This is a genomic window from Bacteroidia bacterium (assembly GCA_020852255.1).
GTDB lineage: Bacteria > Bacteroidota > Bacteroidia > JADZBD01 > JADZBD01 > JADZBD01.
The window spans coordinates 78,241-101,588 of record JADZBD010000015.1; the positions used below are offsets into that span (position 1 = coordinate 78,241).

The 23,348-nt window shown below is 49.4% G+C and carries 16 protein-coding genes; 9 read left to right on the forward strand and 7 right to left on the reverse strand.

Features of this window, described 5'->3' with window-relative positions; translation table 11 throughout:
* From IT233_08070 to dprA, 6 genes are all read right to left on the reverse strand, one after another.
* Positions 1 to 2,085 (reverse strand): tetratricopeptide repeat protein, encoded by a 2,085-nt coding sequence (locus IT233_08070; GenBank protein MCC7302582.1) that lies wholly within the window; start codon positions 2,083 to 2,085, stop codon positions 1 to 3.
* Positions 2,086 to 3,279, reverse strand: a complete 1,194-nt coding sequence (kbl, locus tag IT233_08075) for a glycine C-acetyltransferase (GenBank protein ID MCC7302583.1) — start codon at positions 3,277 to 3,279, stop codon at positions 2,086 to 2,088. It lies immediately after the preceding gene.
* Between the two features lie 105 nt (positions 3,280 to 3,384).
* Positions 3,385 to 4,764 (reverse strand): NADP-specific glutamate dehydrogenase, encoded by a 1,380-nt coding sequence (gene gdhA / locus IT233_08080; protein MCC7302584.1) that lies wholly within the window; start codon positions 4,762 to 4,764, stop codon positions 3,385 to 3,387.
* A gap of 172 nt (positions 4,765 to 4,936) precedes the next feature.
* Positions 4,937 to 5,680 (reverse strand): pirin family protein, encoded by a 744-nt coding sequence (locus IT233_08085; GenBank protein MCC7302585.1) that lies wholly within the window; start codon positions 5,678 to 5,680, stop codon positions 4,937 to 4,939.
* 40 nt (positions 5,681 to 5,720) lie between these two features.
* Entirely contained in the window at positions 5,721 to 6,239 is a 519-nt protein-coding gene (locus IT233_08090; GenBank protein MCC7302586.1) for a DinB family protein, read from the reverse strand.
* A 25-nt stretch (positions 6,240 to 6,264) separates the two neighbouring features.
* The gene (gene dprA / locus IT233_08095) at positions 6,265 to 7,374 is read right to left on the reverse strand and encodes a DNA-protecting protein DprA (GenBank protein MCC7302587.1); all 1,110 of its coding nucleotides are present in this window, start codon (positions 7,372 to 7,374) and stop codon (positions 6,265 to 6,267) included.
* A gap of 64 nt (positions 7,375 to 7,438) precedes the next feature.
* Between dprA and IT233_08100 the strand changes: the two genes are divergently transcribed.
* Genes IT233_08100 through IT233_08115 form a run of 4 tightly spaced genes read left to right on the forward strand, consistent with a single transcriptional unit; the run spans position 7,439 to position 16,636 of the window.
* Positions 7,439 to 9,790, forward strand: a complete 2,352-nt coding sequence (locus tag IT233_08100; protein ID MCC7302588.1) for a TonB-dependent receptor — start codon at positions 7,439 to 7,441, stop codon at positions 9,788 to 9,790.
* A gap of 53 nt (positions 9,791 to 9,843) precedes the next feature.
* A complete protein-coding gene (locus tag IT233_08105) occupies positions 9,844 to 13,113 on the forward strand; it encodes a SprB repeat-containing protein (protein ID MCC7302589.1) in 3,270 nt (1,089 codons plus the stop codon).
* On the forward strand, positions 13,110 to 14,531 hold the full coding sequence (locus tag IT233_08110) for a hypothetical protein (protein ID MCC7302590.1): 1,422 nt from the start codon (positions 13,110 to 13,112) through the stop codon (positions 14,529 to 14,531). Before IT233_08105 ends, IT233_08110 begins: the two co-directional genes overlap by 4 nt.
* Positions 14,525 to 16,636 (forward strand): fibronectin type III domain-containing protein, encoded by a 2,112-nt coding sequence (locus IT233_08115; GenBank protein MCC7302591.1) that lies wholly within the window; start codon positions 14,525 to 14,527, stop codon positions 16,634 to 16,636. The genes IT233_08110 and IT233_08115 overlap by 7 nt, the downstream gene beginning before the upstream one ends.
* A gap of 20 nt (positions 16,637 to 16,656) precedes the next feature.
* On the opposite strand, the gene IT233_08120 is transcribed toward IT233_08115, so the two are convergent.
* Entirely contained in the window at positions 16,657 to 17,796 is a 1,140-nt protein-coding gene (locus tag IT233_08120) for a DUF2130 domain-containing protein (protein MCC7302592.1), read from the reverse strand.
* An 83-nt stretch (positions 17,797 to 17,879) separates the two neighbouring features.
* Between IT233_08120 and IT233_08125 the strand changes: the two genes are divergently transcribed.
* From IT233_08125 to IT233_08145, 5 genes are all read left to right on the forward strand, one after another.
* On the forward strand, positions 17,880 to 18,407 hold the full coding sequence (locus IT233_08125; GenBank protein ID MCC7302593.1) for a hypothetical protein: 528 nt from the start codon (positions 17,880 to 17,882) through the stop codon (positions 18,405 to 18,407).
* A gap of 33 nt (positions 18,408 to 18,440) precedes the next feature.
* Positions 18,441 to 18,893 carry a hypothetical protein gene (locus IT233_08130; GenBank protein ID MCC7302594.1) on the forward strand — a complete coding sequence of 151 codons (453 nt, stop codon included), beginning with the start codon at positions 18,441 to 18,443 and terminating at the stop codon, positions 18,891 to 18,893.
* 40 nt (positions 18,894 to 18,933) lie between these two features.
* Positions 18,934 to 21,426, forward strand: coding sequence for a T9SS type A sorting domain-containing protein (locus tag IT233_08135; protein MCC7302595.1), 2,493 nt, complete (start codon positions 18,934 to 18,936; stop codon positions 21,424 to 21,426).
* Between the two features lie 131 nt (positions 21,427 to 21,557).
* Complete coding sequence (queA, locus tag IT233_08140) at positions 21,558 to 22,607, forward strand: tRNA preQ1(34) S-adenosylmethionine ribosyltransferase-isomerase QueA (GenBank protein MCC7302596.1); 1,050 nt, start codon at positions 21,558 to 21,560, stop codon at positions 22,605 to 22,607.
* Positions 22,608 to 23,294, forward strand: coding sequence for a 2-C-methyl-D-erythritol 4-phosphate cytidylyltransferase (locus tag IT233_08145; GenBank protein ID MCC7302597.1), 687 nt, complete (start codon positions 22,608 to 22,610; stop codon positions 23,292 to 23,294).
* Positions 23,295 to 23,348 lie beyond the last annotated feature (54 nt).

Consider the following 23,348-nt stretch of genomic DNA (forward strand, 5'->3'; position numbering starts at 1 on the left):
TCAGGGTTTGAGGCCGATCACAAGGATGTCGTCTACCTGTTCGTATTCACGTTTCCAGGTGTGAAGGAAATGAAGCAGCTCGTTTTTTTGTTCAGTGAGTGACATGGTGTGAATGCGCTCCAGCAATAATTTAAAATTCTTCACCATCATTTTCTTGCCTGCTTTACCGGTCTTTGCATCACCTCCGAACTGATCCGCATACCCATCGGAGAACATAAATAGCTCAGTTACTCCCTTCAGATCGATGCTTAAGGTAGGAAACTGCTTTAGCAAGCCGGGCTTCCCGCCTAATGAAACTTTCCCAGACCGGTATTCTTCCATCTTTCCCTCCCTGAAAACAATCAGTGGCCGCACCGCTCCCGCAAACAACACTTTATCTCCTCCCCTCTCGGCCACCACGAGGGAGCAATCAATTCCGTCGTACTGTGAAAGTCCCGCATCGGTTTGCTTAAGCGCTGAGGTTATGCCCATATCCAGATATTGCAGAATATCCGAAGGATAAGTCACCCCCCTTTCCATCACAATCTGGTTCAAGAGATTATTTCCCAGCATACTCATCAAAGCTCCGGGAACACCATGTCCGGTGCAGTCAGCAACACAAACAATCTTCTTTTCATCTTTCTCCGCAATCCAATAGAAATCGCCGCTTACAATATCCTTGGGAAGGTTCAGCACAAAATAGGAAGGGAACAAACGCGCCATCTCCTCTTCGAGGGGCAGTATGGATTCCTGAATGCGCTTTGAATACGTAATGCTGTCGGTGATGTTCTTATTCTTCTCGGCAATGATCATGTTCTGCTCCTGCAGCTGCTTATTGCTTTTGTTCTTTTGACGAAAACTGCGGATACCAAGAATAATAACCATCAGCATCAGAAAAGCTCCCACACCGAGGGCTGCATTAACCAGAGCCTGGCGACCGCTCTCCATGTGGAGCATTTCGATCTCCTGCTGCTTTTTTTCTGTGTCATATAAAGCGCTCATTTCATTAATCTGGCGCAGGGCCCGCTCGCTGAAGATCGAATCCTGAAGCTGAATGTACTTTTGAGAATAATAATAAGCACTGTCTGGGCGGCCCATGTCCGAAAAAATACCCGAAAGATCTTCGTAGCCGCTCCGGATCAGCTCCACGCTTCCGATATTTTTTGCCATTACCAACGCCTTCCTGCTGCTTTCCAGAGCCAGTTGAAAATCCCTTTTCAATCGGTGATAACGTGCATATAATGAGTAGGCAGAAGAAACCGTTGCATCTGCTCCTACCTCCAGTGCCAGATCCAGTGCCGATCTTAGGTACTCTTCCGCCTTACCGAATTCCCTTTTCAGCAGATACGCGTCGCCGAGAAAGCTGTAACACTCCGCAATCGTAGATTTTCTTCCCAGCGCCCGGTAGATCTCCAGTCCTTTTTCAAAGAACGGGATCGCGCTGTCCGGCATACCCTTAATCAAATATACCGAACCGATGTTGTTATTCACCCATCCAATACCGTCATCGTACCAGATTCGCTCAAACACTTTCAGTGACTTATGATAATCTCTCAGGCTCAGGTCGTAATTCCTCATATTAAAATGAATGGCTCCCACATTATTGTAACACCAGGCAATACCAACGGAATCTTTCAGGTCTTCCCGTATTTTCAGTGCTTTGAGATAATGATCCAAGGCCAGGCTTTGGGACCCCATGCGCTCATACACCAGACCCAGGTTAAGAAAATTGTTCGCAATCTGCTTGTGTCTTCCCAGCGCTGAATTCCTCTTCAGTGATCTCGAGAGGTAATCAATGGCAGCCTGATAATTGCCTTTGTAATAGTTAAAGAGTCCCTGGTTATTTTCAGCTGAGGCAATATACAGTTCCAGTCCGGTTTCCTTTGCCAGCCGTAGTGCGTTGGTAGAAAGAATGAGTGCGGTGTCAATATCGTTATGATGCAATTCCCATCCCAGCCGGAGCATGGCAACTACCTTATCTGTATCGTGTTTGGCAACACGCAGCATGCTCCTGAAAGAGTCAGCCGGTGTTTTGAAATTTCCGGCGCCGGCCTGCTGTGAGAGCAGTAGCAGAACGAAGAGGTAAAGGTGCCGGATTCCTTTCATTTACAATTTTTTTAGCACTCCCAGCTCTTTCCCTACTTTTTCGAATGCTGCAATGGCCTTATCCAGGTGTTCCTTTTCATGTGCTGCAGAAAGCTGAACACGGATACGAGCCTGTCCTTTGGGAACCACAGGAAAAAAGAACCCGATCACATAGATTCCTTCCTCCAGCAGCTTATCGGCGAAGGTCTGAGAGAGTTTCGCGTCGTAGAGCATAACGGGGACAATGGCAGAATCTCCGTTCTTAAATTCCAGTCCGATCCTGCGCATTCCGTCCTTAAAGTACTTAATGTTCCATTCCAGTTTATCCCGAAGGGTTGTGGTTTCGCTTAGCATGTCAATGACCGCAATGGTTGCACCCACAATATGCGGGGCGAGGGAATTAGAGAAAAGATACGGTCTTGAACGTTGCCTGAGCATTTCTATGATCTCTTTCTTTCCGGAGGTAAAACCGCCCATGGCTCCACCCAGTGCTTTACCCATAGTTCCGGTAATAATATCTACGCGGTGCATTACATTCTTTAATTCCACTGTTCCTCTTCCGGTTTTACCGATAAAACCGGAGGCATGGCTTTCGTCTACCATCACCATGGCATTGTACTTTTCGGCGAGATCACAGATTTTATCCAGGGGTGCAACAAAACCGTCCATGGAGAAAACTCCGTCTGTTACTACCAGCCGGAACCGGTTCTTCCCGGCCGCTTTAAGTTGTTCCTCCAGATCTGCCATGTCGCAGTTCTTGTATCGGAAGCGCTGCGCTTTGCACAAACGAACACCGTCAATGATACTGGCATGGTTCAACTCATCCGAAATGATGGCATCTTCCTCTCCCAGGAGAGGTTCAAACACTCCGCCATTGGCATCGAAGCAGGCAGCGTAAAGAATAGTATCCTCCTGCCCCAGCCATTCAGACAGTTTCCTTTCTAATTCCTTATGGATTTCCTCCGTTCCGCAAATAAAGCGAACCGAACTCATTCCATAGCCCCACTTGTCGAGGGTTTTATGAGCCGCTTCAATAACTTTCGGATGGGAAGAAAGTCCGAGATAATTGTTAGCGCAGAAGATGATTACTTCCTTCCCGTTCACAGTAACCGTAGCACCCTGTGAGGTAGAAAGCACGCGCTCGCGCTTGAACAATCCGGCTTCCCTGATGGAATCCAGTTCTTTCTGAAGATGTTGTTTGATGTCTCCGTACATAAATACATTATTTAATAAAAAAATCCCGCCCTTTGTCAGAGCGGGATCTTCAGACTCTGAGTGCTATTTTGAGCCGTGAACCTGAGAATGGTCGAACACTAATGTTTACACATGCCCCTGTGCGATCATGGCATCGGCCACTTTCACAAATCCTCCGATGTTCGCGCCCTTCACATAATTTACACTGCCTCCATCCTTTCCGTACTTCACGCAAGTGGCATGAATGCTCTTCATAATATTGTGCAGCCGCTCATCCACCTCCTTGCGGGTCCAGCTCAGACGCAGCGAATTCTGGCTCATCTCCAGACCGGAGGTAGCCACACCGCCGGCGTTGGAAGCCTTACCGGGTGCATACATCATTTTGTTATGCAGGAAAACTTCTACTGCTTCAGGAGTGGAAGGCATATTGGCGCCTTCGCCCACTGCTTTGCATCCGTTTTTAGCCAGCATAACCGCATCATTGCCATTCAATTCGTTCTGGGTAGCACTCGGGAATGCGGCGTCGCATCGTACACCCCAGGGAGTTTTACCGGAATGGAATTCTGCTTTAAACTTCTTGGCGTACTCTTTAATGCGTCCGCGGCGGTTGTTTTTCAGGTCCATTACCCAGGCCAGCTTCTCGTCGTTGATTCCATTCTTATCGTAAATAAATCCTTCCGAATCGGAGAGCGTTACCACTTTACCTCCCAGCTGATTGATCTTTTCTACGGTGTATTGCGCAACGTTTCCGGAACCGGAAACTACGCAGCGCTTACCTTTTAGACCATCCCGCTTATAGTTGAGCATTTCCTGTACAAAATAAACACACCCGTAACCTGTTGCTTCCGGACGGATGAGTGAGCCACCGAAATCCAGTCCCTTCCCGGTGAGTACTCCGGTGAACTCATTGGCAAGCCGCTTGTACTGTCCGAACATATATCCCACCTCTCGTCCGCCTACTCCAATATCGCCGGCAGGTACGTCGGTATCAGGACCAATATGTCTGAAGAGTTCGGTCATAAAACTCTGACAAAAACGCATCACTTCAGTATCGGATTTGCCTTTAGGGTCGAAATCAGCGCCGCCTTTTCCTCCTCCCATGGGGAGTGTGGTCAGTGAATTTTTAAATACCTGCTCAAAGGCAAGAAACTTCAGAATAGAAAGGTTAACGGAAGGGTGGAAACGAAGACCGCCCTTATACGGACCGATTGCAGAATTCATCTGAATACGGAAGCCTCTGTTTACCTGCATACGACCCTTGTCATCAATCCATGGAATGCGGAACTGAAATGCCCGCTCCGGCTCTGCGATCCGTTCAAGGATCTTAGCATCGGCATACTTTGGATTTTCCATGATGTAAGGAATCACCGCATCGGCCACTTCCTGTACGGCCTGAATGAATTCAGGTTGGTTGGGGTCGCGCTGCCTGATTTTCGCCATGAATTTCAGGATCTCATTTTCTGTTTTACTTGAGCCGTTTTTCTTGGCTTTTACTGCTGTAGCCATATTTGGTTTTTAGTTGGTGGTTAACGATTGATTGTATTCTGGTTAAATTGGAGTGCTAATGTAGCCGTTTTTTGATATCAAAAGCATGATTCTCAGGCTTTTTATTGATGCCCTGTAAAAGGTTATCTATCAAGGAAAAATAAAGATTGGGCTATAAACCCGGCATCGGATTTCATCGGGTCATATACCTATAATAGGTATCGAAACCGGGGTCCTTAGGGGTACCAATCACCAGGAAACGTCCGTCTCCTTCCACCTTAAGCTCTTTCTCCTCTGTGATCACAATAAAATCGCCGGCCTCCGCTGATTTTCCATTCCAGCCGGCTGTACCCGAGATAACACACACGCTATAGATGCTTCGTGGCTCAAGGTCCATGGTGCGCGATTCCCCTTTGAGACTCCACTCCTGAATAAAATCCACTTTACTCCGGATTTGAAAGGGCGATCCGCCGCCGCAGATATGCTTTATCCCGATCCCCTGCTGCCGGGTCACCGGAAATACTCTGGAAGGATAATCGTTGTAAGATGGATCCTGGGTTAAGGTCTCCTGCAGGTTCGGGTCGAACCAGATTTGGTACATGGCAGAACCGGGCATCAGCTGTTCCGCGTGAACAATTCCGCTTCCTGCCCGTATCACCTGTACATCACCTGCCACCAGTTTTTTCCATCCGTTAAGCTGATTGTCGTAATGACGTATTTCCCCCAGGAGCACATAACTCATGATCTCAAATCCCTTATGCGGATGCTGGTCAATCAGTCCCCCTTCATCGCTCCAGGCATGTGCCCAGTAAAAAAGAGTAGAGTATGGTTTCAGCGCACCGCCATCCTGAGGAAAGCCAATGGGTTTATGCTCCAGAATGCGTCCGAAATTAAAACTGCCTTTGGCCTGCGAGGACTGAGGAAAAATCTGAATCATAACCTGGAAGCTAAGATACTGAGATACCGGGATATGTTTTTCATGACAATGCCTTCTCAATCTGGCGGTAGTGCTTATCCGCATGCATGGTCATGAATCGCAGCATCTGGATCACGTTAAGGTAACCGAGCGCAGGCTGCTTAAAAACACTTTTACGCAACATCCCGGAAGGAAATCCGTCTAAGATCTGCTCCATATCCACACGAGTTGCTGTCCAACTTTCCAGCACTTCTTTGTAGATCACAACTTCCGGAACGGTACCGAGCACCGGGGGTGACTTAAACTTCTTTCCGCTCCGGAAACGCCATTCCGCCAGTCTTAATTTAAATTCCTGGACCACACCCGGAGAAGGCAGGGAATCTCCACCGAGCATTTTCTTTTTTACATATTGAATGGAAAGCTTTTCCGCTGTGTTCAGATGAAAAAACACCTGGGAAACAGACCAGCCCCCGTTCAGGGAGCGTATCAGTTCTTCCTCCTTATATTTTTCCAGGCGGGAAAGTAACCGTTCCCTGTTCTTCTGCAGCACAGAGAACCTGTGTTGGATTTCAGGATCCATGCTGCAAGGTAATAACTCTCCCCGTTCATTTGCACAAATGAAATTTCTTTCCCGGCTGACTGACCACGATACCGTCAAATTCCATAGAGAGCAGTTTACTGAGCAATTTTCCACCGGGAATGTCCGTTAGGATGGAGAGATCGTCAATATGGACATCGTCACTCTTTTTCAGTGCGTCAACAATACGCTTTTCCTCCTCGTCGAGCTCCCGGAACAACTGCATTTGCCTCTCTCCTTCCTTCTTTTCCCATCCGAGTAAATACTCTATATCGCTCACAGACTGTATGAGAGCGGCTTTGTTTGTTTTGATGAGGTGATTGGTTCCCTCTGAAGATGAATCGCTCCATCGTCCCGGCACGGCAAAAACGTCGCGGCTATAATCGTTGGCCAGGGTAGCGGTCACGAGCGATCCGCTGCGCATACCGGCCTCCACCACTATCAGCGCGTCTGCCATGCCGGCAATGATACGGTTCCTTCTTGGGAAATGATCGGGATGCAAGCGTGTAGCGAAGGGAAATTCAGTAATCAGTCCGCCGTTTTCGCACATACGCTCCGCCACAGTGCGGTGCGCAGAAGGGTAAATGGTATCGAGACCGTGCGCGAGTACTCCAATGGTCGGAATATCCAGTTTTAGGCAGGCACGGTGGGCACATATATCCATCCCGTAAGCAAGGCCGCTCACCACCATTGCATTCATTTCTTTAAGGCCACGTACAATTTGCTCACAAACTTCCTTGCCGTGAACAGACGCGTCCCTTGATCCCACCACACTCACAATCCGGGAGTAATTCAGCGTAGCATTTCCTTTACAGAAAAGTACAATCGGTCCGTCTCCGCACTGCTTCAGACGGGAAGGATATTCCGCGCTGGTGTAGGAAATAACATTAATGCCGTTTCGCTGGCATTGACGAATTTCCTGCTCTGCCGCCTCCACAATTTCCGCAGTGTGAACGGATGCCACCGTTCCTTTTCCAATACCGGGGATCTTTTCCAGCTCCCGGCGGGAGGCCTTGAATACATTTTCCGCACTGCCGCAATAAGCCAGCAGTGCTTTGGCCTTTACAGGACCTATTTCGGGGAGCAAGGAAAGGGCTACGTCGAAAAGCAAGCGTCCGGATTTCTCTTTTTGATTCATATTATTGTACCTTGTAAAAATAAAAGCCAGGATTATACCTCTGAGGTTTTAAATTAGAACCATTATGAACTTCCCGCTGGTCCGTTTTTTCTGCACCCTTCTACTCTTCTCCATATTCTCTCTTTCCGGCTTCGCACAGCGGGAAGGACATGTGTCCGGCATGGTTTATGACTCACTGGCCGGCGTGCCGCTACCCGGTGTTTCGGTGAAAGTGGAGGGAGGGGGAACGGCTTCTACCAACCTGGAAGGGAAATTCGAGATCCCTGTGAACAAAGCCGGCCGGTACAAGGTTCATTGCATGATGGTGGGATACAAACCGCTTACTGTGCAAATAGACTCCGGAGATTTCAAGGATATTTTTATGTATGAAAGCATCACCCAGTTCGAGAGTGTGGTGATCTCCGCCGGAAAGTTCGAGCAGAAGATGGAAGAACTGACCGTGAGCGTGGAAATACTTAAGCCTGATCTCATTGAACAAAAGAATACCAACAACATGGAATCCGTGATCGACCAGGTGCCGGGGATCTCCATGATGGAAGGACAATGTAATATTCGTGGCGGAAGCGGCTTTTCTTATGGCGCAGGCAGCCGTGTGCTGCTGCTGGTAGACGAACTGCCTATGCTCAGTGCAGACGCGGGTGATGTGAAATGGAATTTTCTGCCCGTTGAAAATATCTCCCAGGTAGAAGTGATCAAAGGAGCTTCCTCCGCGCTCTATGGATCATCCGCGCTCAACGGTGTTATCAACGTACGCACCGCCTATCCTACTCCAGTTCCCAAAACCGAACTTTCTTTTTCTTCCGGATTTTATAACGATCCGCTGCGCGATACCCTGAACTGGTGGGGAAAGAACAATCCTGTATTTTCTCACTTCAACTTTTTCCATTCCCGTCAACTCGGACAACTAGACCTGGTTGTCGCCGGACAATTATTCAGCGACGAAGGGTTCCGGATGCTGGAGAAAGAACAACGATACAGGGGAAATGCCAACCTTCGCTGGCGCAGTAAAAAAGTAAAAGGACTCAGCTACGGAATAAACTTCAACCGCATGGTAACCGAAGGTGGTCTGTTTATTCTCTGGCAAAATGCAGACAGCGCTTATATTCCGCAGAATTATGAAGTGCAGATCTACAGCAATACACGCACCAGCCTGGATCCGTTCCTGACATACTACACAGACAAAGACGCCCGGCACAGCCTACGCGGTCGTTTTTATCAGACTCAAAACGAGAATAACACCTCTCAAAGCTCCCTGGCCGACCTCTATTACGGTGAATACCAGTTCCAGAAACGCCTGAAAAAGGATCTGACACTTACCGCCGGTTTCACCGCCGTATTCAGCGAAGTGAATTCTGATTCCATGTATAAACATCACACCAGTAATAATTACTCGCTGTACGCACAGGCTGATAAGAAGTGGAAACGGTTTGTGTTCTCCCTTGGTATCCGGGGAGAGTTTTTCCGGGTAGACACCGCACAAACAGAATTTCATATTCCTGCCGGACAGGATACGATCACGCTACCCGTTAACCCCGTTGCGCGTATGGGCGTAAGCTACAAGGCAGCGGAACACACTTTCCTGCGAGGTTCATTCGGGCAAGGGTACCGTTTTCCTTCTGTAGCGGAAAAATTTGTGAGTACTACCGCCAACAGCCTGAAGACATTTCCCAATCCCGGTCTTCAGCCTGAACACGGCTGGAGCGCCGAGATCGGCGTAAAACAAGGGATAAAAATCAAAAAGTGGGCCGGCTACTTAGATGTAGCCGGATTCTGGACAGAGTACCGTGACATGATGGAGTTCAATATGGATTATTATATCCCTGAATCCATCACTAACCCAACGCTCACTGATTATATCAATTACTTCGGCGCAAAATCTGTCAATGTCGGCCATACCCGTATCACCGGTGCGGAAGTCACCCTCACCGGAACAGGTAAACTTTGGAAAGACCTTCACATGACCGTCCTTGGCGGATACACCTATATCAACCCTGTGAATCTGAATAACGACAGCGCATATACCGCCACCTTTTCTGATAGCGGTTCTTCGAAACTTAAATACCGCTGGGAACATGTGGCAAAACTGGATGTGCAGCTGGAATGGAAGAAATATTCCCTGGGATTCAGCCTGCGATACAACAGTTTCATGAAGAATATTGACCGGCGTTTTGAAGACCGGCTGCTTTATGATGTGATTCCCGCTCTTGAACTATATATTCTTCCGGGGTTAAAACAATACCGCGAGGAACACAAGAAAGGAGACCTCGTGATGGATATTCGTGCGGGATGGGAAATGAGCAAAACAGTGAAAATGAATGTGGTCATCAATAATGTCTTCAACCGCGAATACATGAGCCGCCCGGGAGATATGATGCCTCCCAGAAATTCCTCCCTTCAACTGCTGGTGAGGTTCTAAAATAAACCCTGGATTACACGACTAATGGCTTGGCCCTGCCGCACCTTCGCGGCGTGAAATTCATTCTGCCCGTTTCGTTGCTTCTGCTTGCCGCTCTGCGCCCGGCCGCCCAAAACCTTTATCCATTTCCTGATCCGTGGACGGGAGCGAATAAAACTGCGGTAGCCTGCGACAGCATGGCCGGCGAATACTTTATCGCCACGGCGCAGTCGTTCAACCCCCACAACCGATGGAAACTATTCCGCTGGCAAAATGCTACACAAAGTTTTGATTCACTCGCCGGCTCCGGATTCAGCCCTCCGGTAATCACACACCAAATGATCTATGCCTCCGGAAAATTATATTTACTTCAGGACCGCACCTCCGTTCGCTGCTTTGATGTACTGACCCGTCAATGGGTATGGACCCTTTCCGTGGATAACCCCGGATGGGAAAGAATCAATGATCTTACGCTCAGCGGTGATACCTTGTATGTGGCGGGAGATTTTTCAGGACTGAATACCGTACCACGCTGGAGTATCGCTGCCATTCATATTGCTTCCGGCACTGTGCTGACCAACTGGGATCCTTCGCTGGGAGGGTTATATGATTTCACCGGTGTGAACTGCCTGGAGAGCTCTCCGGGCATGCTCTTCGCAGGTGGCTCATTCACCATCGGTGGCAGGCAAAACCTGCTCGCAGTGAACACGGTCACCGAAAATATTCTCCCGTGGAGCCCCCAGCCGAACGATTCCGTGCTGGATCTGGAACGTTCCGGCAATTACCTGTACGTGTCCGGCCGGTTTACAGTGATTCACGGCAGCGGCAGAAACCGTATAGCCAGAATCAATTTGCCCTCCCTAACACTGAACACCTTATCCATCGGTGCCAACAATCTGATTGATGATATTGAAATTCACCCCGGTCTTGTTATCATGAATGGTTCCTTCAACCAGATCGGAACACAGGGCCGAGCGGGACTGGGATCGGTATCGCTGCTGAATAACCTGGTCACACCCTGGAACCCAAGTGCTGTACCTCGCTCCGCAAAACCGGTTAAATGCGGCGACGTATTATTTATATGCCGTACCGATTTGCCCGCCTGGGACGTGTACTGCCTGCCTCCTGCCCCCGGCAGTGATTTCCTCATCAGCGATTCTGTGGTGTGCAAAGGCGACAGTGTATTGTTCGTTCTTAGTCCTTCTTCCTACAGCACGCAGTTTACCTGGTCTTACTCCGGAAGTGGTGTCGTGCTGTTCCCGCAAAACGATTCCTGTACACTTTACTTTTCCTCCACTGCCACATCCGGAGTGCTCAGCGCTACACCCTTCAGTTCTTGCGGAGCGGCCGGTATTCCGATAAATACCGGTATACAAGTAAATAATCTGCCAGCGTGCTCCACTACTCCTTCCCTCATTCTTAACTGCCTGATCACACAGGTATGGCTCAGCGGCACCGGTGATGCCGGTACTGTTTTATCGTGGAACGGCCCGCAATCCTGTACGGCTCCATGTGATTCTCTCCTTATTTCACTCCCGGGTAATTATGTACTCCATTGTATGGATACCCTCTCAGCCTGTATGAACACTGACACGTGTATTGTAACACTCGATACCCTTCGCCCCGATGTGGAAATACCCACGGGAAATTTTACTGTAGGCTGTGCCGGTTCGCCCATTCTGCTTGATGGTTCCACTCTGTCTGCCGCTTGCACACTATGGTGGCATGATGCCGCTTTCCAAAACTTTCAACCCGATCCGGCCGCCATCACAAATCCCGGAGTGTATTACCTGGTAGTCACCGATACCTTGAACGGCTGCAAAGACAGCGCCTGGGTTCAGGTAGGATTGGATCTGGGCACACCCAACAGCATTCTCATCAGCATTCCGAACCTGTTTCCTTCTGCGTCGGCGTATTTTACCTGCATCACTGATTCAATTCTACTGGATGCCGCATCGGATTCACAGAATGTGCGGATCGAATGGAGAAATCTTCAAACCTTGCTGGCTTACCCTGATCCCTACTATGCAACAGGCTCCGGGGTGTTTCGTCTGATTGTAACAGATACTCTCAGTGCCTGTGCTGATTCATCCCAATTGGTTTTATTGAGTACCGATACGCTTCCTCCTTCGCTACAACTGCCCCTGATCAGCTTTTCCTGTTCGGATGACAGTCTGCTGCTTGACGCGATTACCCTTACACCTACTACTTCACTATCCTGGATCACGCCCGGTAATGATACCATTCCTGATTCCACCTACATACAAACTCCGGGAAACTACATCGCCTCAGCGGTGAGAAGTAACAACGGATGCCGTACTACAGATACATTGGTGGCCGGTGAGAATTTCCAGATCCTTTTTTATTCGGTTACCGATACCTTGCTGTGCCGGGGCGACTCTCTGACACTTGTTCCTGATCCTCTGGGCAACTTTGGTCCGCTTAGTTACCTGTGGGACGATAACAGCACTTCCGGCCTGCGTGGAATCAGGGCCGACAGCAGCGGCGTCTTCTGGGTACAAGTATCGGATTCTTCCGGGTGCTCCGGTACCGACACGTTTTATATTGCCGTTGACCCTCCCATCACCGACTCCGTTCTTCTTTTTTCCTCCTGCAACGGATCCGATTCAGGCACAGCTGTGATCCTGGCGGCAGGTGGTATTCCCCCTTATGAATATTCCACAGACGGGGGCAATAATTTTCAGAGCAGTAATGTGTTTGCCGGGCTTCCCTACGGAATTTACCCGTTTGCAGTAAGGGATTCTCCCGGATGTATTCACCGTGACACACTCACGCTCACCGGCGATGCAACACCTCCGGCAACAGGATTTCTATGTACCGAAGATCTGTTCGTAGGCGATACGGTAGTTCTGGTGGATCTGAGTCTTCCACCTCCCGACAGTACCGTATGGCAGATCAGTGGTCCCGTTCTGTACCCGGTATCCGCTTTCCCCGTGTTTATATGTTCCGACACAGGTACGGTTTCCGTTCTTCTCCGCGCCCATTATCCCGGTTGCCTGATCAGTGTCGGACGCACCTTCCTCATCCGGGCACATGACAGTACCCTCGCCACACTATTTAATGCAAACGGAATTCTCCGTACCCGCGTGTTCCCCAATCCGAACCAGGGAGTTTTCACCATAGAAGTAGAATTGGAAAAAAAGCAAGACCTCCGGATTCAGATCAGTGATACCCAGGGGAATATTCTCTATACCGACAGGGCCCGTGAGCAACTCTATTACACTAACCAGGTATCCTTTGCGTCGCCCGCGGGGGGAATATACCGGCTGGAAGTTTTTGCAGAATTCGACCACGCTTCCTTTCTGTTCATCATTTCCCCGTGAGTGCCTGCAAACTATACCTGCCTGCGGTACTGATGCTACCCTGGTATAGCCTGTTCGCTCAGGGGACCGGAGGCGGTTTGCAGTTTCGCTTTCGCTACACCGCAGGAGATGCCCTTCCGGTTTGGGTTGCCAGCGGAAATCTCAATGTGAAAATCCGTGAATGGTCTTTCCCGTTTACGGCACAGTATACCAACCGGCAACTCAGTTATTCGCATCCCTTCAACCGGATTGGAATCCGTCCCACACATAAAAATCTGACACTGCATGCCGGATACAGCACGATGAATTTTTCGCCGGATTATTTTCAGGGACAGGTTTTCCTGGGTGGCGGTGCAGAATACAGCCGGGGTGCCTGGAAAACATCCGGATTTTATGGTCAGTTTAAGAGAGCCGATTTAAAGGACGGGATCTATAGCCCTTCGCGGCTGGGCGGGGGATTTTCGGCAGGCTATAAGAATGGAAAATGGGAATGCCGTTCCGGATTTATTTACCTCTATGAAAAACCACTGCTTCAGTCGGCGGAGAGAACGAATCTGGCAGGAGGAATCCTGTGTAAAGCACCGCTGGGAAAACAAATCCGCTGGGAGCAGGAACATGCATTTAGTATCCTGAATAAAAACAGGGCCGTTTTCAAACATCGTGCCTTGCTTCTTTATAGTTCAGGTCGTTTGAAAGCCAGCGCGGGATATTCCATCACAGGAGCCGGTTACGAATCCTGGGGAGTATTTTCACAGGCATGTGACGAAGACCGGCTAAGCGCCGGAGCGAGTTACGATGTGCTGAAAAGATACCGCGCACAGGTACAATGGGAAAGGAGCCGCCGCGGTCTCAGCAGAGGAAGAACCGAAACACATGTGCGGGATCACCTCAGCGCTTCTCTATCAGGAAAATCAAAAAAAGGGGCAACCATCAGTTTTAGGAGCAGCGCATCGAAGGTGATCACCCGTTCCACGAAGGAAAACATCTCGTTAATAACCGCCCTTTGGCAGGGGCAGAACAACCTCACCCTCAGCCGCGGTTTCACATTAAAGAACTGCAAGCTGAATACAAACCTGAATATAACACAGCTTTTTGCAGCTGCCGGCAAGTATTTTGCCTGCACTTCAGTTCGTCTCGAAGCAGGTACAGGAATCAGCCATTCCGCCGGACGGTATGCTGTAACTATTCGTCTGCGGGCCGATGAAAAGCTAAGGCATGGCGCAGGCGCACAGTTTGAATACATGCCCGGAAAAGGAGCCTTTCGCATCCATTTTTCTCCCCTAATTACCACCTCCACCCTGGCTGAAAAAAAATACACTTTCACCACCCAGGGAGGTATCCGCTTCCGGAAGACCGGATCCCGTGTGAGCGGAAGCGTAGACGGACATTTATCACCCGGCCGGTGGGAAGTTCAATACACTACCACACTTCAATGGTAAAATCTTTAATGCCTCTCTTGTGGATTATCTGCAGCTACTGTACCGCACAGCAGTGGCCCGTGCAGTGCAACCTGCAATTAAATCATCCGCACACTTCCTGGCTCCCCGATCTGTACAGCGACATGAATATTTCCCTGGAACTAACGGACAGTTCCGAACCTTCGCTGGATGTATTTCTTTATTTCAAAATAGAAGGTAACGGGTTCCGGATAGAGACCGATCCACTCAGCATACAAGAATGGATCACATTGCAGCCGTTCACCGTTACGGCCGCAGATCCTGACTTTCTCGCATATTCCCTTGATCCTGACCAGATGATCTTCACGGGTATCAGCCCCGGAGAATATGAAGAGATACGGCACTTTCCTGAAGGCGAATATACCCTCTGCATTCAGGTACGCTCATACGTTCACCCTGATAAAGTAGCTGTAAGCAATACCCTATGCGAAACAGACTGGTTTGTTCTGGCAGAACCTCCGCGCACTGCATTACCGGAATGCGCCGGAGACATTGCAGCAACGCCACTTCCGGAAATTCATTTTTCCTGGGATATCTTTCACACCTTCACCCCGGGAATCATTCAACCGGTAAATTACCTGTTTGAGTTATGGGAAGTCTTTCCTGACAACCTGGATCCCGAATGGCTTGTAAATGCAGGGGTACCCTATTACTCGGCGAATGTGTCTGCTCCTGATTTCACTTACACTTCCGTGCATCCGCCACTACAGGAAGGCAGATTGTACTGCTGGCGAGTTACACTACGTGATTTTAATGGCTCTTCGCTCTTCGCGAACAACGGAAAAAGCAATGTGTGCACCTTCCGGTACACAACAGAAATTTCTGTTCCCCTTTTGTTACGCCCGGAAGCCATCCCGCTGTCGCCGAGAAAGGCGCTGGTTCGGTGGAATGAATACAGCTTTATGACCGGGTATTTGCTGCATGTAAAAAAAGAAGGAGCAGGTAACTGGTTTGAATTTCATTCTGACAGTGGTTCTCACCGCCTTGTAAACCTCGAGCCCGCCACCGTTTACATTGCAAGAGTAAAAGGCTATTCGGAGAATGGTGAAACAGCGTGGAGTGAGGAAGTGCGCTTTACAACACCTTCGCCTCCCGTCTATTCCTGTAACTCCGGTTTCATTCCCACCCTGTTTCCTCCCGAAACACCCGCAAAAAATATAACTCCCGGAACATTCCTTAAGATCGGTGCCTTCGAACTGGAAACGAGCCATATCACACCGGGTCAGCAGAGCGGATATTACTCGGGCACGGGAAAAGTAACCGTGTTCTTTGGTTTCCGTCTGAATGTTTCCTTTCAAACCGTATTTGTGAACGAAGACCTGGAGATTCGCTCCGGTGAAGTACGGGCACTATCCAGCGGAATCAATGCCTGGGCGGGTCAATGGGATTATGAGGATACCTGGTTTTACCCCGGAGACGCCGATTCGGTGTTTACATCCAACGGGCATGTATATATCATCTCGGAAAATGGTGATACCACTCTGCTGCAGGCTGATTATGAGGGCGGACTGCTGATCACGGATCAAAACGGAGATCAGTGGCTGGTGCATCCTGATGGTACGGTAGTTCCGGTAGAAGGCGGCTCGTTTCTTCCTCTTCAAACTGCTCCTCTGAGTGCGTACGAACTGGAGATACTGGCAAGAGCCATGATGTATCTCTCTTCTACTATTACAGCGCAATCGGCCGATAGCATTCGCGCACTTTGCGAAACAGGCCGTCAGCAAGTCTACTCAGGTATCGGACAGCAAAGAGCGGTGCTTGGCACTACCGTACCGGAGGAAGGAGATGTGGTATTTATTACCTCTGTTCCCATTCATCCGGAAAACGCTTCGCTCAGCACACTGAATAATCAGCTGAAAACATGCGAAGAAGATTACCTGGTACAGAAAATTCTCCTGCACTTGCCCGGTGAACTGGTGGAAGCCTCCTCCCTGAATTTGTTCGGGACCTATCTCTCCGTATTGGGAAAAAAGTACAGCGACTGGCTGAAGGAACAAAGCGGAAGCGCGGATGAATTAGCGCGGCGTGTGGCGGAGGACGGCATCAAGCCGCTGGTAAGAAAAGTAGTTCGCAAGAAAATGAAATGATTCAGCCCGCGTGAACCCCGTTAAGCTTCGGGTTCATCGGAACCCGGCAATTCCAATGACGGGATATTTCCGATCGCGTTACCGGCAATTCCCTTTACGGAACCATACATCTCAGAGGTATTCAGCAACACTTTGTCAATCTGTTTTTCACGCTGGGCCCAGAGCTTTTGCATGGCTCGCTTTTCAGTATCCAGATCCGTCTTCATCTGTGTGAAACCCTCCACAATCGCTTCCACCTGCATACGAAACGTGTTGCTCGTGAGATAACTATACAGCATCTGCATTTTATCTCCCTTATTTTCCTGAGTACTCAGTGCGTGATGCAGCTGTATAACAGACTCACGTAAAACACTGCATAAGCCCTTGAACTCCTCAAAACTGCAGATCCAGATACCCTCTTTCATTCCCATGCGGTCCATTCCGGAAGGCATGGCTTCCGTTACCAGTACACCGATACTGGCTTTACGGTCACGGATATCCTGCCGGAATTTATCCAGCCAGTCGCCCCCGAAGGTTTTTGTACGTTTACTCTCATAGTAGATCGTACCGCAATTCTGCATGGCCCGGGTGTTGATAATCTGCACACAATCGCCTCCTCTTACCCCCTTTTTGATTTCTTCAATGGTGTCCAGCGGAAACTGCGCCCTCAGCCATTCCTCAATCGCCAGCTCCTGCGCCTCACCCTGCAGCTGCATGCTGCCCTGCTCCTGCCTGCGTTTCATTTCTTCCGTAAGCCGTACCTGATCATCCAGTTTCTTTTGCATTTCTTTCAGGCGCAGTTCATTTCTCTCCGATTCCGTTTTACGGATTTTCTCCCGCTCCGCGGTGAGTATCTCATTCAGGCGGCGTTCGTTCTCCAGTTTCAAACGGTCTTCCATCTCCAGCTTCTCGCGGCGCAATTTCTCCACCTCCGCCTTGCTCTTGTTCAGGTCCCGCAACTGCTCCGATTTCTCCTCCAGTTCCTTCCGGATGCTTTCCATACGTTCGGCATCCTCGGCTTTCAGCTGCTCCCGTAACTTTTGTTCCTGATTTTTCCGCCACTGCAGCGCTTCCTCATTCAATTTCTTCCTGAGATCCTCTTCCATCCGGTGAGAAATAATGGCCTGAACATCTATAGAAGTTCCGCAATTAGGACAATTTATCTTCTGATCATTTTCCATCGCTAACGCATAAAGATACACTGGTTTTAAAATAGAGCCAAAAAAAGTTGGTGGCCAGGCTACCCCCTCTTTAGCTTTACTCCGTGATCAAAGATTTCATTTCTCTTCTGGTAAAAAGGCGTACGACCGTTTCGCCGGAAAAATACTGGAACACGGCCATAACGGAACTGAAGGTTCATCCTTCCGGAAGGGAAGCCTATATCAGGGCGCGGCAGACCTTACTGGAAACCCTGCTTAAACCCCCCGGACTATCTGCTATGATATTCGAGCAGTTCTCCTTTGAAGATTGCTTCCTGCTTATCGCCTGCGTCAACGGAGAACTGCTGCTGCTTACGGAGAGGGGACGGGAGATTCATGCCCGGTTCCGGGAACCCTTTCCCGATGACTGGAAAATCTGGCAGGAACGCACGGAAGAACTGCTTTCGCACACCACCCGCAGGGATGATATCCCTCTCACAGGATTTGGTCATGCCGCATTTTTCTTTTTACAGGGCAGAGATGTGTTCACTTCCAAAAAGCATATTCCCCTGATGGAAAAAGAAAAAAACGGCTTCCGGGAACTGCACTTGGACCTGTTATCACTTAAACATGCTCTCCTGGCGGGCTGCTGACAGGAAATCAGAGGATCTGTGTATCTTTACTACATGACATCCGTGATCCGGTTTTTCTTCTGTTGTGCAATATGCTCGCTTCCGCTGCACATGCATTCCCAGGAAAAAAAATACCTTCTGGAGGTTACTTTTCTTGAAATCGTGTTTAATGGCGACAGTGCGGAATACGGTAAAGGAAAGACCTTTGTCTTCGACACGGACCGGGAAACGCCGCTTACTATTATTGATACGATTGGCGGAAAAGTGATCGGCGCCAAATTCACTATTGTGACTGAAAACGGACAGGTACTGCTGGCCTATGAACTCTACCGGCAGTTGAATTTCCAGTGGAGTGTATTCACCCAGTTCGCCCCTGCAGAACCGGGCACATTGAAACCTTACAGCGCCTACATACCAGGTAAGCCAAGCATTAAAAATCAGGATTTTCTCGAGATACCTGATCCGCCATTCAATGCCAGGTTATCCACCGCCATCTATACGAGGTGATCAACCTCTTTTTTCTTACATTTGAGCAAACACCCGCCCGATGAAAAACGGAATATTTGCCTGTCTGCTCGCTGCCGCCGTGCTCTTTTCATTTCTTCGCACCGGTCTGCATATCGAAAAAGAATATTCACCCCGTCCTCCTCAGATTCCCTCCGACTGGTTCATTGACCAGCGGATATATCCTTACGGAAATGTGGACGACAATGCCTATCATGCCGCTATTCAGCAAGCCCTGACGCTCCGGCAAACAGCCAGGCTGAATCCTGAAACCCAGGCCGCAATATGGCAGTTCGCAGGCCCGGTGAACGTAGGTGGCCGGCTCACGGATGTGGAAATGCATCCTTCATCGCAGCAGATTATCTACATAGGTGCCGCCAGCGGCGGAGTGTTCAAGAGCACAGATCAGGGCATTACATGGATCCCTCTTTTTGATAATCAGCCTTCTCTTTCCATCGGGGATATCGCCATCGCGCCCTCCGATCCTAATACGATTTATGTAGGAACCGGCGAATGCAATAACGGAAGAGGATCCGTAACCTACGACGGGCAAGGCGTTTTTAAATCTACAGATGCCGGCGCCACCTGGACCAGCGTGGGATTGCAGAATACAAAAACCACCGGACGTATAGCCATCCATCCGACCAATGCGAATATTGTTTTCGCTGCAACCATGGGAGACCTGTTCGGTAATGGTCCGAACCGCGGACTATACAGGACCACCGATGGGGGACTAACCTGGAGTAACGTACTCTTCGTGAATGACTCCACCGGGGCGGTGGAAGTACTTTTTGATCCGTCCAATCCGAATACCCTCTACGCAACCACGTGGACGCGGATACGCCGGCCTACTTATGTAAATTATGGCGGAGCAGGTTCCAATATTTATAAATCCGTAGACGGGGGAACTACCTGGACCATGCTCACCAACGGGCTTCCTGCCAACAATGCCCAAATGGGCAGGATCGGGATAGATATTGCAGCCGGCTCTCCTCAGACACTGTATGCGGTGTACGCCGGATACCTGGGCGCATTTTCCGGAATGTATAAGACCACCAATGGCGGAGCCAGCTGGGCACCTGTAACGGGAAATAATTTCCTGCTCTCCAATATGACCAGTTCCGCATTCTACTGGTACGGAAGAGTTAAAGTGGATCCCACCAATGCCAACAATGTGTATATCTGCGACCTTTCTCTCTGGAAATCTACCAATGGAGGAGGATCCTGGAACGATATCGGATCTTCCTTTCATGTTGATCAGCACAGTACCTATGTACATCCGAATAATTCCAACCTGGTGCTTCAGGGACACGACGGAGGAATAAACATTTCCACCAATGGAGGATCCAGCTGGACCAATTTCCAGAATATTCCCGTATCACAGTTTTATACCTGTGAAATTGACTATCAGAATCCAACCAACTTATATGGAGGTATGCAGGACAATGGTACCGCCTATACTCCCACCGGGAACCTGAACGACTGGCAAACGGTGTATTGGGGAGACGGATTCTACGTTCTGGTAGATCCTAACAACCCCGCAAACCAGATCTACGAATACCAGTATGGAAATTTAAGTACCGGCATGTCGGGGATAGATATGAACGAGAGATCCAACTGGATGACACCGATCGTTTATAATCCTCAGAACACAACTATTGTTTTTCACGGAAGGCAGAAAGTATATAAATCCACCAATAGCGGATATAACTGGACAGCGATATCACCGGACCTTACCGCCGGCCCGCAAACCGGGAATCAGAATTTTCACACCATCACCACCCTCTCCTGTTCCGGGGTTAACCCGAATATAATTTATGCAGGTTGTGACGATGGAAACGCCTGGGTGACTCTGAACGGAGGAACAAACTGGACACCGATCAACAGTGGATTGCCGGTACGTTGGATCACCCGTTTTACGGCAGACCCTAGCGTACAAAACAGAGTATTCTGCACGGTATCCGGATTCCGCTGGCACGAATACACCCCACATATACTCATGAGCAATACCAACGGAAGCAGCTGGACGGATATCAGCAGCAACCTGCCTCAGGCTCCGGTGAATGATGTGATCGTAGATCCTTCAAATAACAATATTTTGTATGTTGCCACCGACCTGGGCGTATATTACAGCACCAATTTAGGAGGCAGCTGGCAGGCGGCCGGTTCCGGCATGCCCATTGTACCTGTGAACGATCTCGTTTTGCATGGTCCAACGCGCAAACTGGTAGCAGGAACATACGGGCGCAGCCAATGGACCCTGGATCTGAATCAGCTGGTGAACGTGGATGAAGAAGTTACACAGACCCTTATTACAGCCTATCCCAATCCCACCACCGACTTCCTGCAAATTCAAACAGACCAGAGCGCCGCCTATGAACTGCGGGTATACGATGGGAAAGGAAGGCTCATGATCAGCGATTCATTCAAAGGCAATACCTATACCTTGCACCGGGGTACACTGGCAAACGGGATTTACCTGGCAGAGATCAGAACCGGAAACAGGACACAGACGCTCAGGCTGGTATTCCATTAACCGGTAAAGAGACTCGCCTAATGTTGCTATATTCCTGTTTTTCAATCACTTAATTTCTATGAATTCCCTTGACTTCGGGGTTAAGGCAGTAGTATCTTCGCACCCTTCTTAATCCTGTAAGGTTAAGCATTATGAAACTCTCCCAATTCAAATTCAACCTGCCGAAAGATCTTCTGGCAGAGTATCCCGCGAAGAACCGTGATGAATCGAAACTGATGGTGGTGCATCGCAAGACCGGCAAGTTCGAGCACAAGAAATTCCGCGACATCATCAACTACTTCAACGACGGGGACATGATGATCGTGAACAACACGAAGGTATTTCCGGCCCGGATGTATGGAAACAAGGAAAAGACCGGGGCGAAGATTGAAGTATTTCTTCTTCGGGAGCTGAACCGCGAAAGCAGGTTATGGGATGTGCTGGTAGATCCGGCGCGCAAGATCCGGATCGGGAACAAGCTCTATTTCGGTGAAGACGACATGCTGGTAGCGGAAGTGATAGACAACACCACCTCCCGCGGTCGGACGCTGCGTTTTCTATTTGACGGGCCGTACGAGGAGTTCAAAAAGACCATTGAATTTCTGGGACAAACCCCGCTTCCAAAATACATTAAGCGGAAGCCGGAGCCCATGGATGCGGAGCGCTACCAGACGGTATATGCCAGAGTAGAAGGAGCAGTAGCTGCGCCCACGGCGGGGCTTCACTTCTCGAAGCAGCTTTTAAAGAAGCTCGAGATCAAGGGCATTAGATTTCCGGAGATCACATTACATGTAGGACTGGGGACCTTCCGTCCGGTAGAAGTGGAAGATCTTACAAAGCACAAGATGGATTCCGAGGAGGCAGAAGTGACGCAAGCCACTGCCAATGTGATTAACGAAGCCATAGATTCTAAGAGGAGAGTGTGTGCTATCGGGACCACCACCATGCGTGCCATTGAAACATCCGTATCCACCGATGGACATTCGAAGCCTTTCAAGGGCTGGACGAACAAGTTCATTTTCCCTCCTTACGAGTTCAGTATTGCCAATTGCATGGTAACCAATTTTCACACACCGGAGAGCACCCTGCTTATGCAGGTATGCGCATTCGGCGGTTACGATCTCATTATGAAAGCCTACAAAGAGGCGATCCGGGAAAAGTATCGGTTCTTCACCTACGGAGACGCGATGCTCATTCTGTAAATGAAGTATTACGCCATCATCGTTGCAGGAGGTTTGGGCAACAGGATGAACAATCCGGTTCCGAAACAATTTCTCAAGCTGAATGGCCGTCCGGTGATCATGCACACGATCACGCGTTTCCATGAATGTGAATTAAAGCCGGAGATCATCGTTGTGCTTCACAAGGATCATCACGTTGTCTGGAAGCAACTATGCGAGGAATTTCATTTTGAAATTCCGCATCGTCTTACTTCCGGTGGCGACACCCGGTTTCTGTCGGTGCGCAGCGGGCTCCGGCAAACGGAGGGTGAAGGGATTGTAGCGATACATGACGCCGCTCGGCCGCTGGTTCATTCCAAGACTATACTTCACGCGTATAAAGCAGCGGAGATGTACGGGAACGCCGTACCGGCCATACCGCTGAGTGATTCCATCCGGAAGGTAGATCCGAGTGCCAGTGTGGCGGTAGACCGTACGAAGTACTGCGTAGTACAAACGCCGCAGGTTTTCCATTCTGAACTTCTGCGCAGAGCCTACGCAAGAGAATTCAAAATTACTTTCACAGACGATGCCAGTGTAGTAGAATCACTGGGTGAAACCATCCACCTTATAGACGGAACCCCTGACAACATCAAGATCACAACACCAATGGATTTGGCGGCAGCAGAAGCCTTATTAGCTTATCAGCCATTTGAGCGGGGGAAGTAGGTACGCAGAACAATGGCAGGGTCCGGCAGAAGTTTTGATTTTCCGAAAATTTTG

Bases quoted from the DNA above. Each gene is read 5' to 3' on its own strand.
- IT233_08070 (MCC7302582.1), bottom strand. From the start codon at position 2,085: ATGAAAGGAATCCGGCACCTTTACCTCTTCGTTCTGCTACTGCTCTCA.
- kbl (MCC7302583.1), bottom strand. From the start codon at position 3,279: ATGTACGGAGACATCAAACAACATCTTCAGAAAGAACTGGATTCCATC.
- gdhA (MCC7302584.1), bottom strand. From the start codon at position 4,764: ATGGCTACAGCAGTAAAAGCCAAGAAAAACGGCTCAAGTAAAACAGAA.
- IT233_08085 (MCC7302585.1), bottom strand. From the start codon at position 5,680: ATGATTCAGATTTTTCCTCAGTCCTCGCAGGCCAAAGGCAGTTTTAAT.
- IT233_08090 (MCC7302586.1), bottom strand. From the start codon at position 6,239: ATGGATCCTGAAATCCAACACAGGTTCTCTGTGCTGCAGAAGAACAGG.
- dprA (MCC7302587.1), bottom strand. From the start codon at position 7,374: ATGAATCAAAAAGAGAAATCCGGACGCTTGCTTTTCGACGTAGCCCTT.
- IT233_08100 (MCC7302588.1), top strand. From the start codon at position 7,439: ATGAACTTCCCGCTGGTCCGTTTTTTCTGCACCCTTCTACTCTTCTCC.
- IT233_08115 (MCC7302591.1), top strand. From the start codon at position 14,525: ATGGTAAAATCTTTAATGCCTCTCTTGTGGATTATCTGCAGCTACTGT.
- IT233_08120 (MCC7302592.1), bottom strand. From the start codon at position 17,796: ATGGAAAATGATCAGAAGATAAATTGTCCTAATTGCGGAACTTCTATA.
- IT233_08130 (MCC7302594.1), top strand. From the start codon at position 18,441: ATGACATCCGTGATCCGGTTTTTCTTCTGTTGTGCAATATGCTCGCTT.
- IT233_08135 (MCC7302595.1), top strand. From the start codon at position 18,934: ATGAAAAACGGAATATTTGCCTGTCTGCTCGCTGCCGCCGTGCTCTTT.
- queA (MCC7302596.1), top strand. From the start codon at position 21,558: ATGAAACTCTCCCAATTCAAATTCAACCTGCCGAAAGATCTTCTGGCA.
- IT233_08145 (MCC7302597.1), top strand. From the start codon at position 22,608: ATGAAGTATTACGCCATCATCGTTGCAGGAGGTTTGGGCAACAGGATG.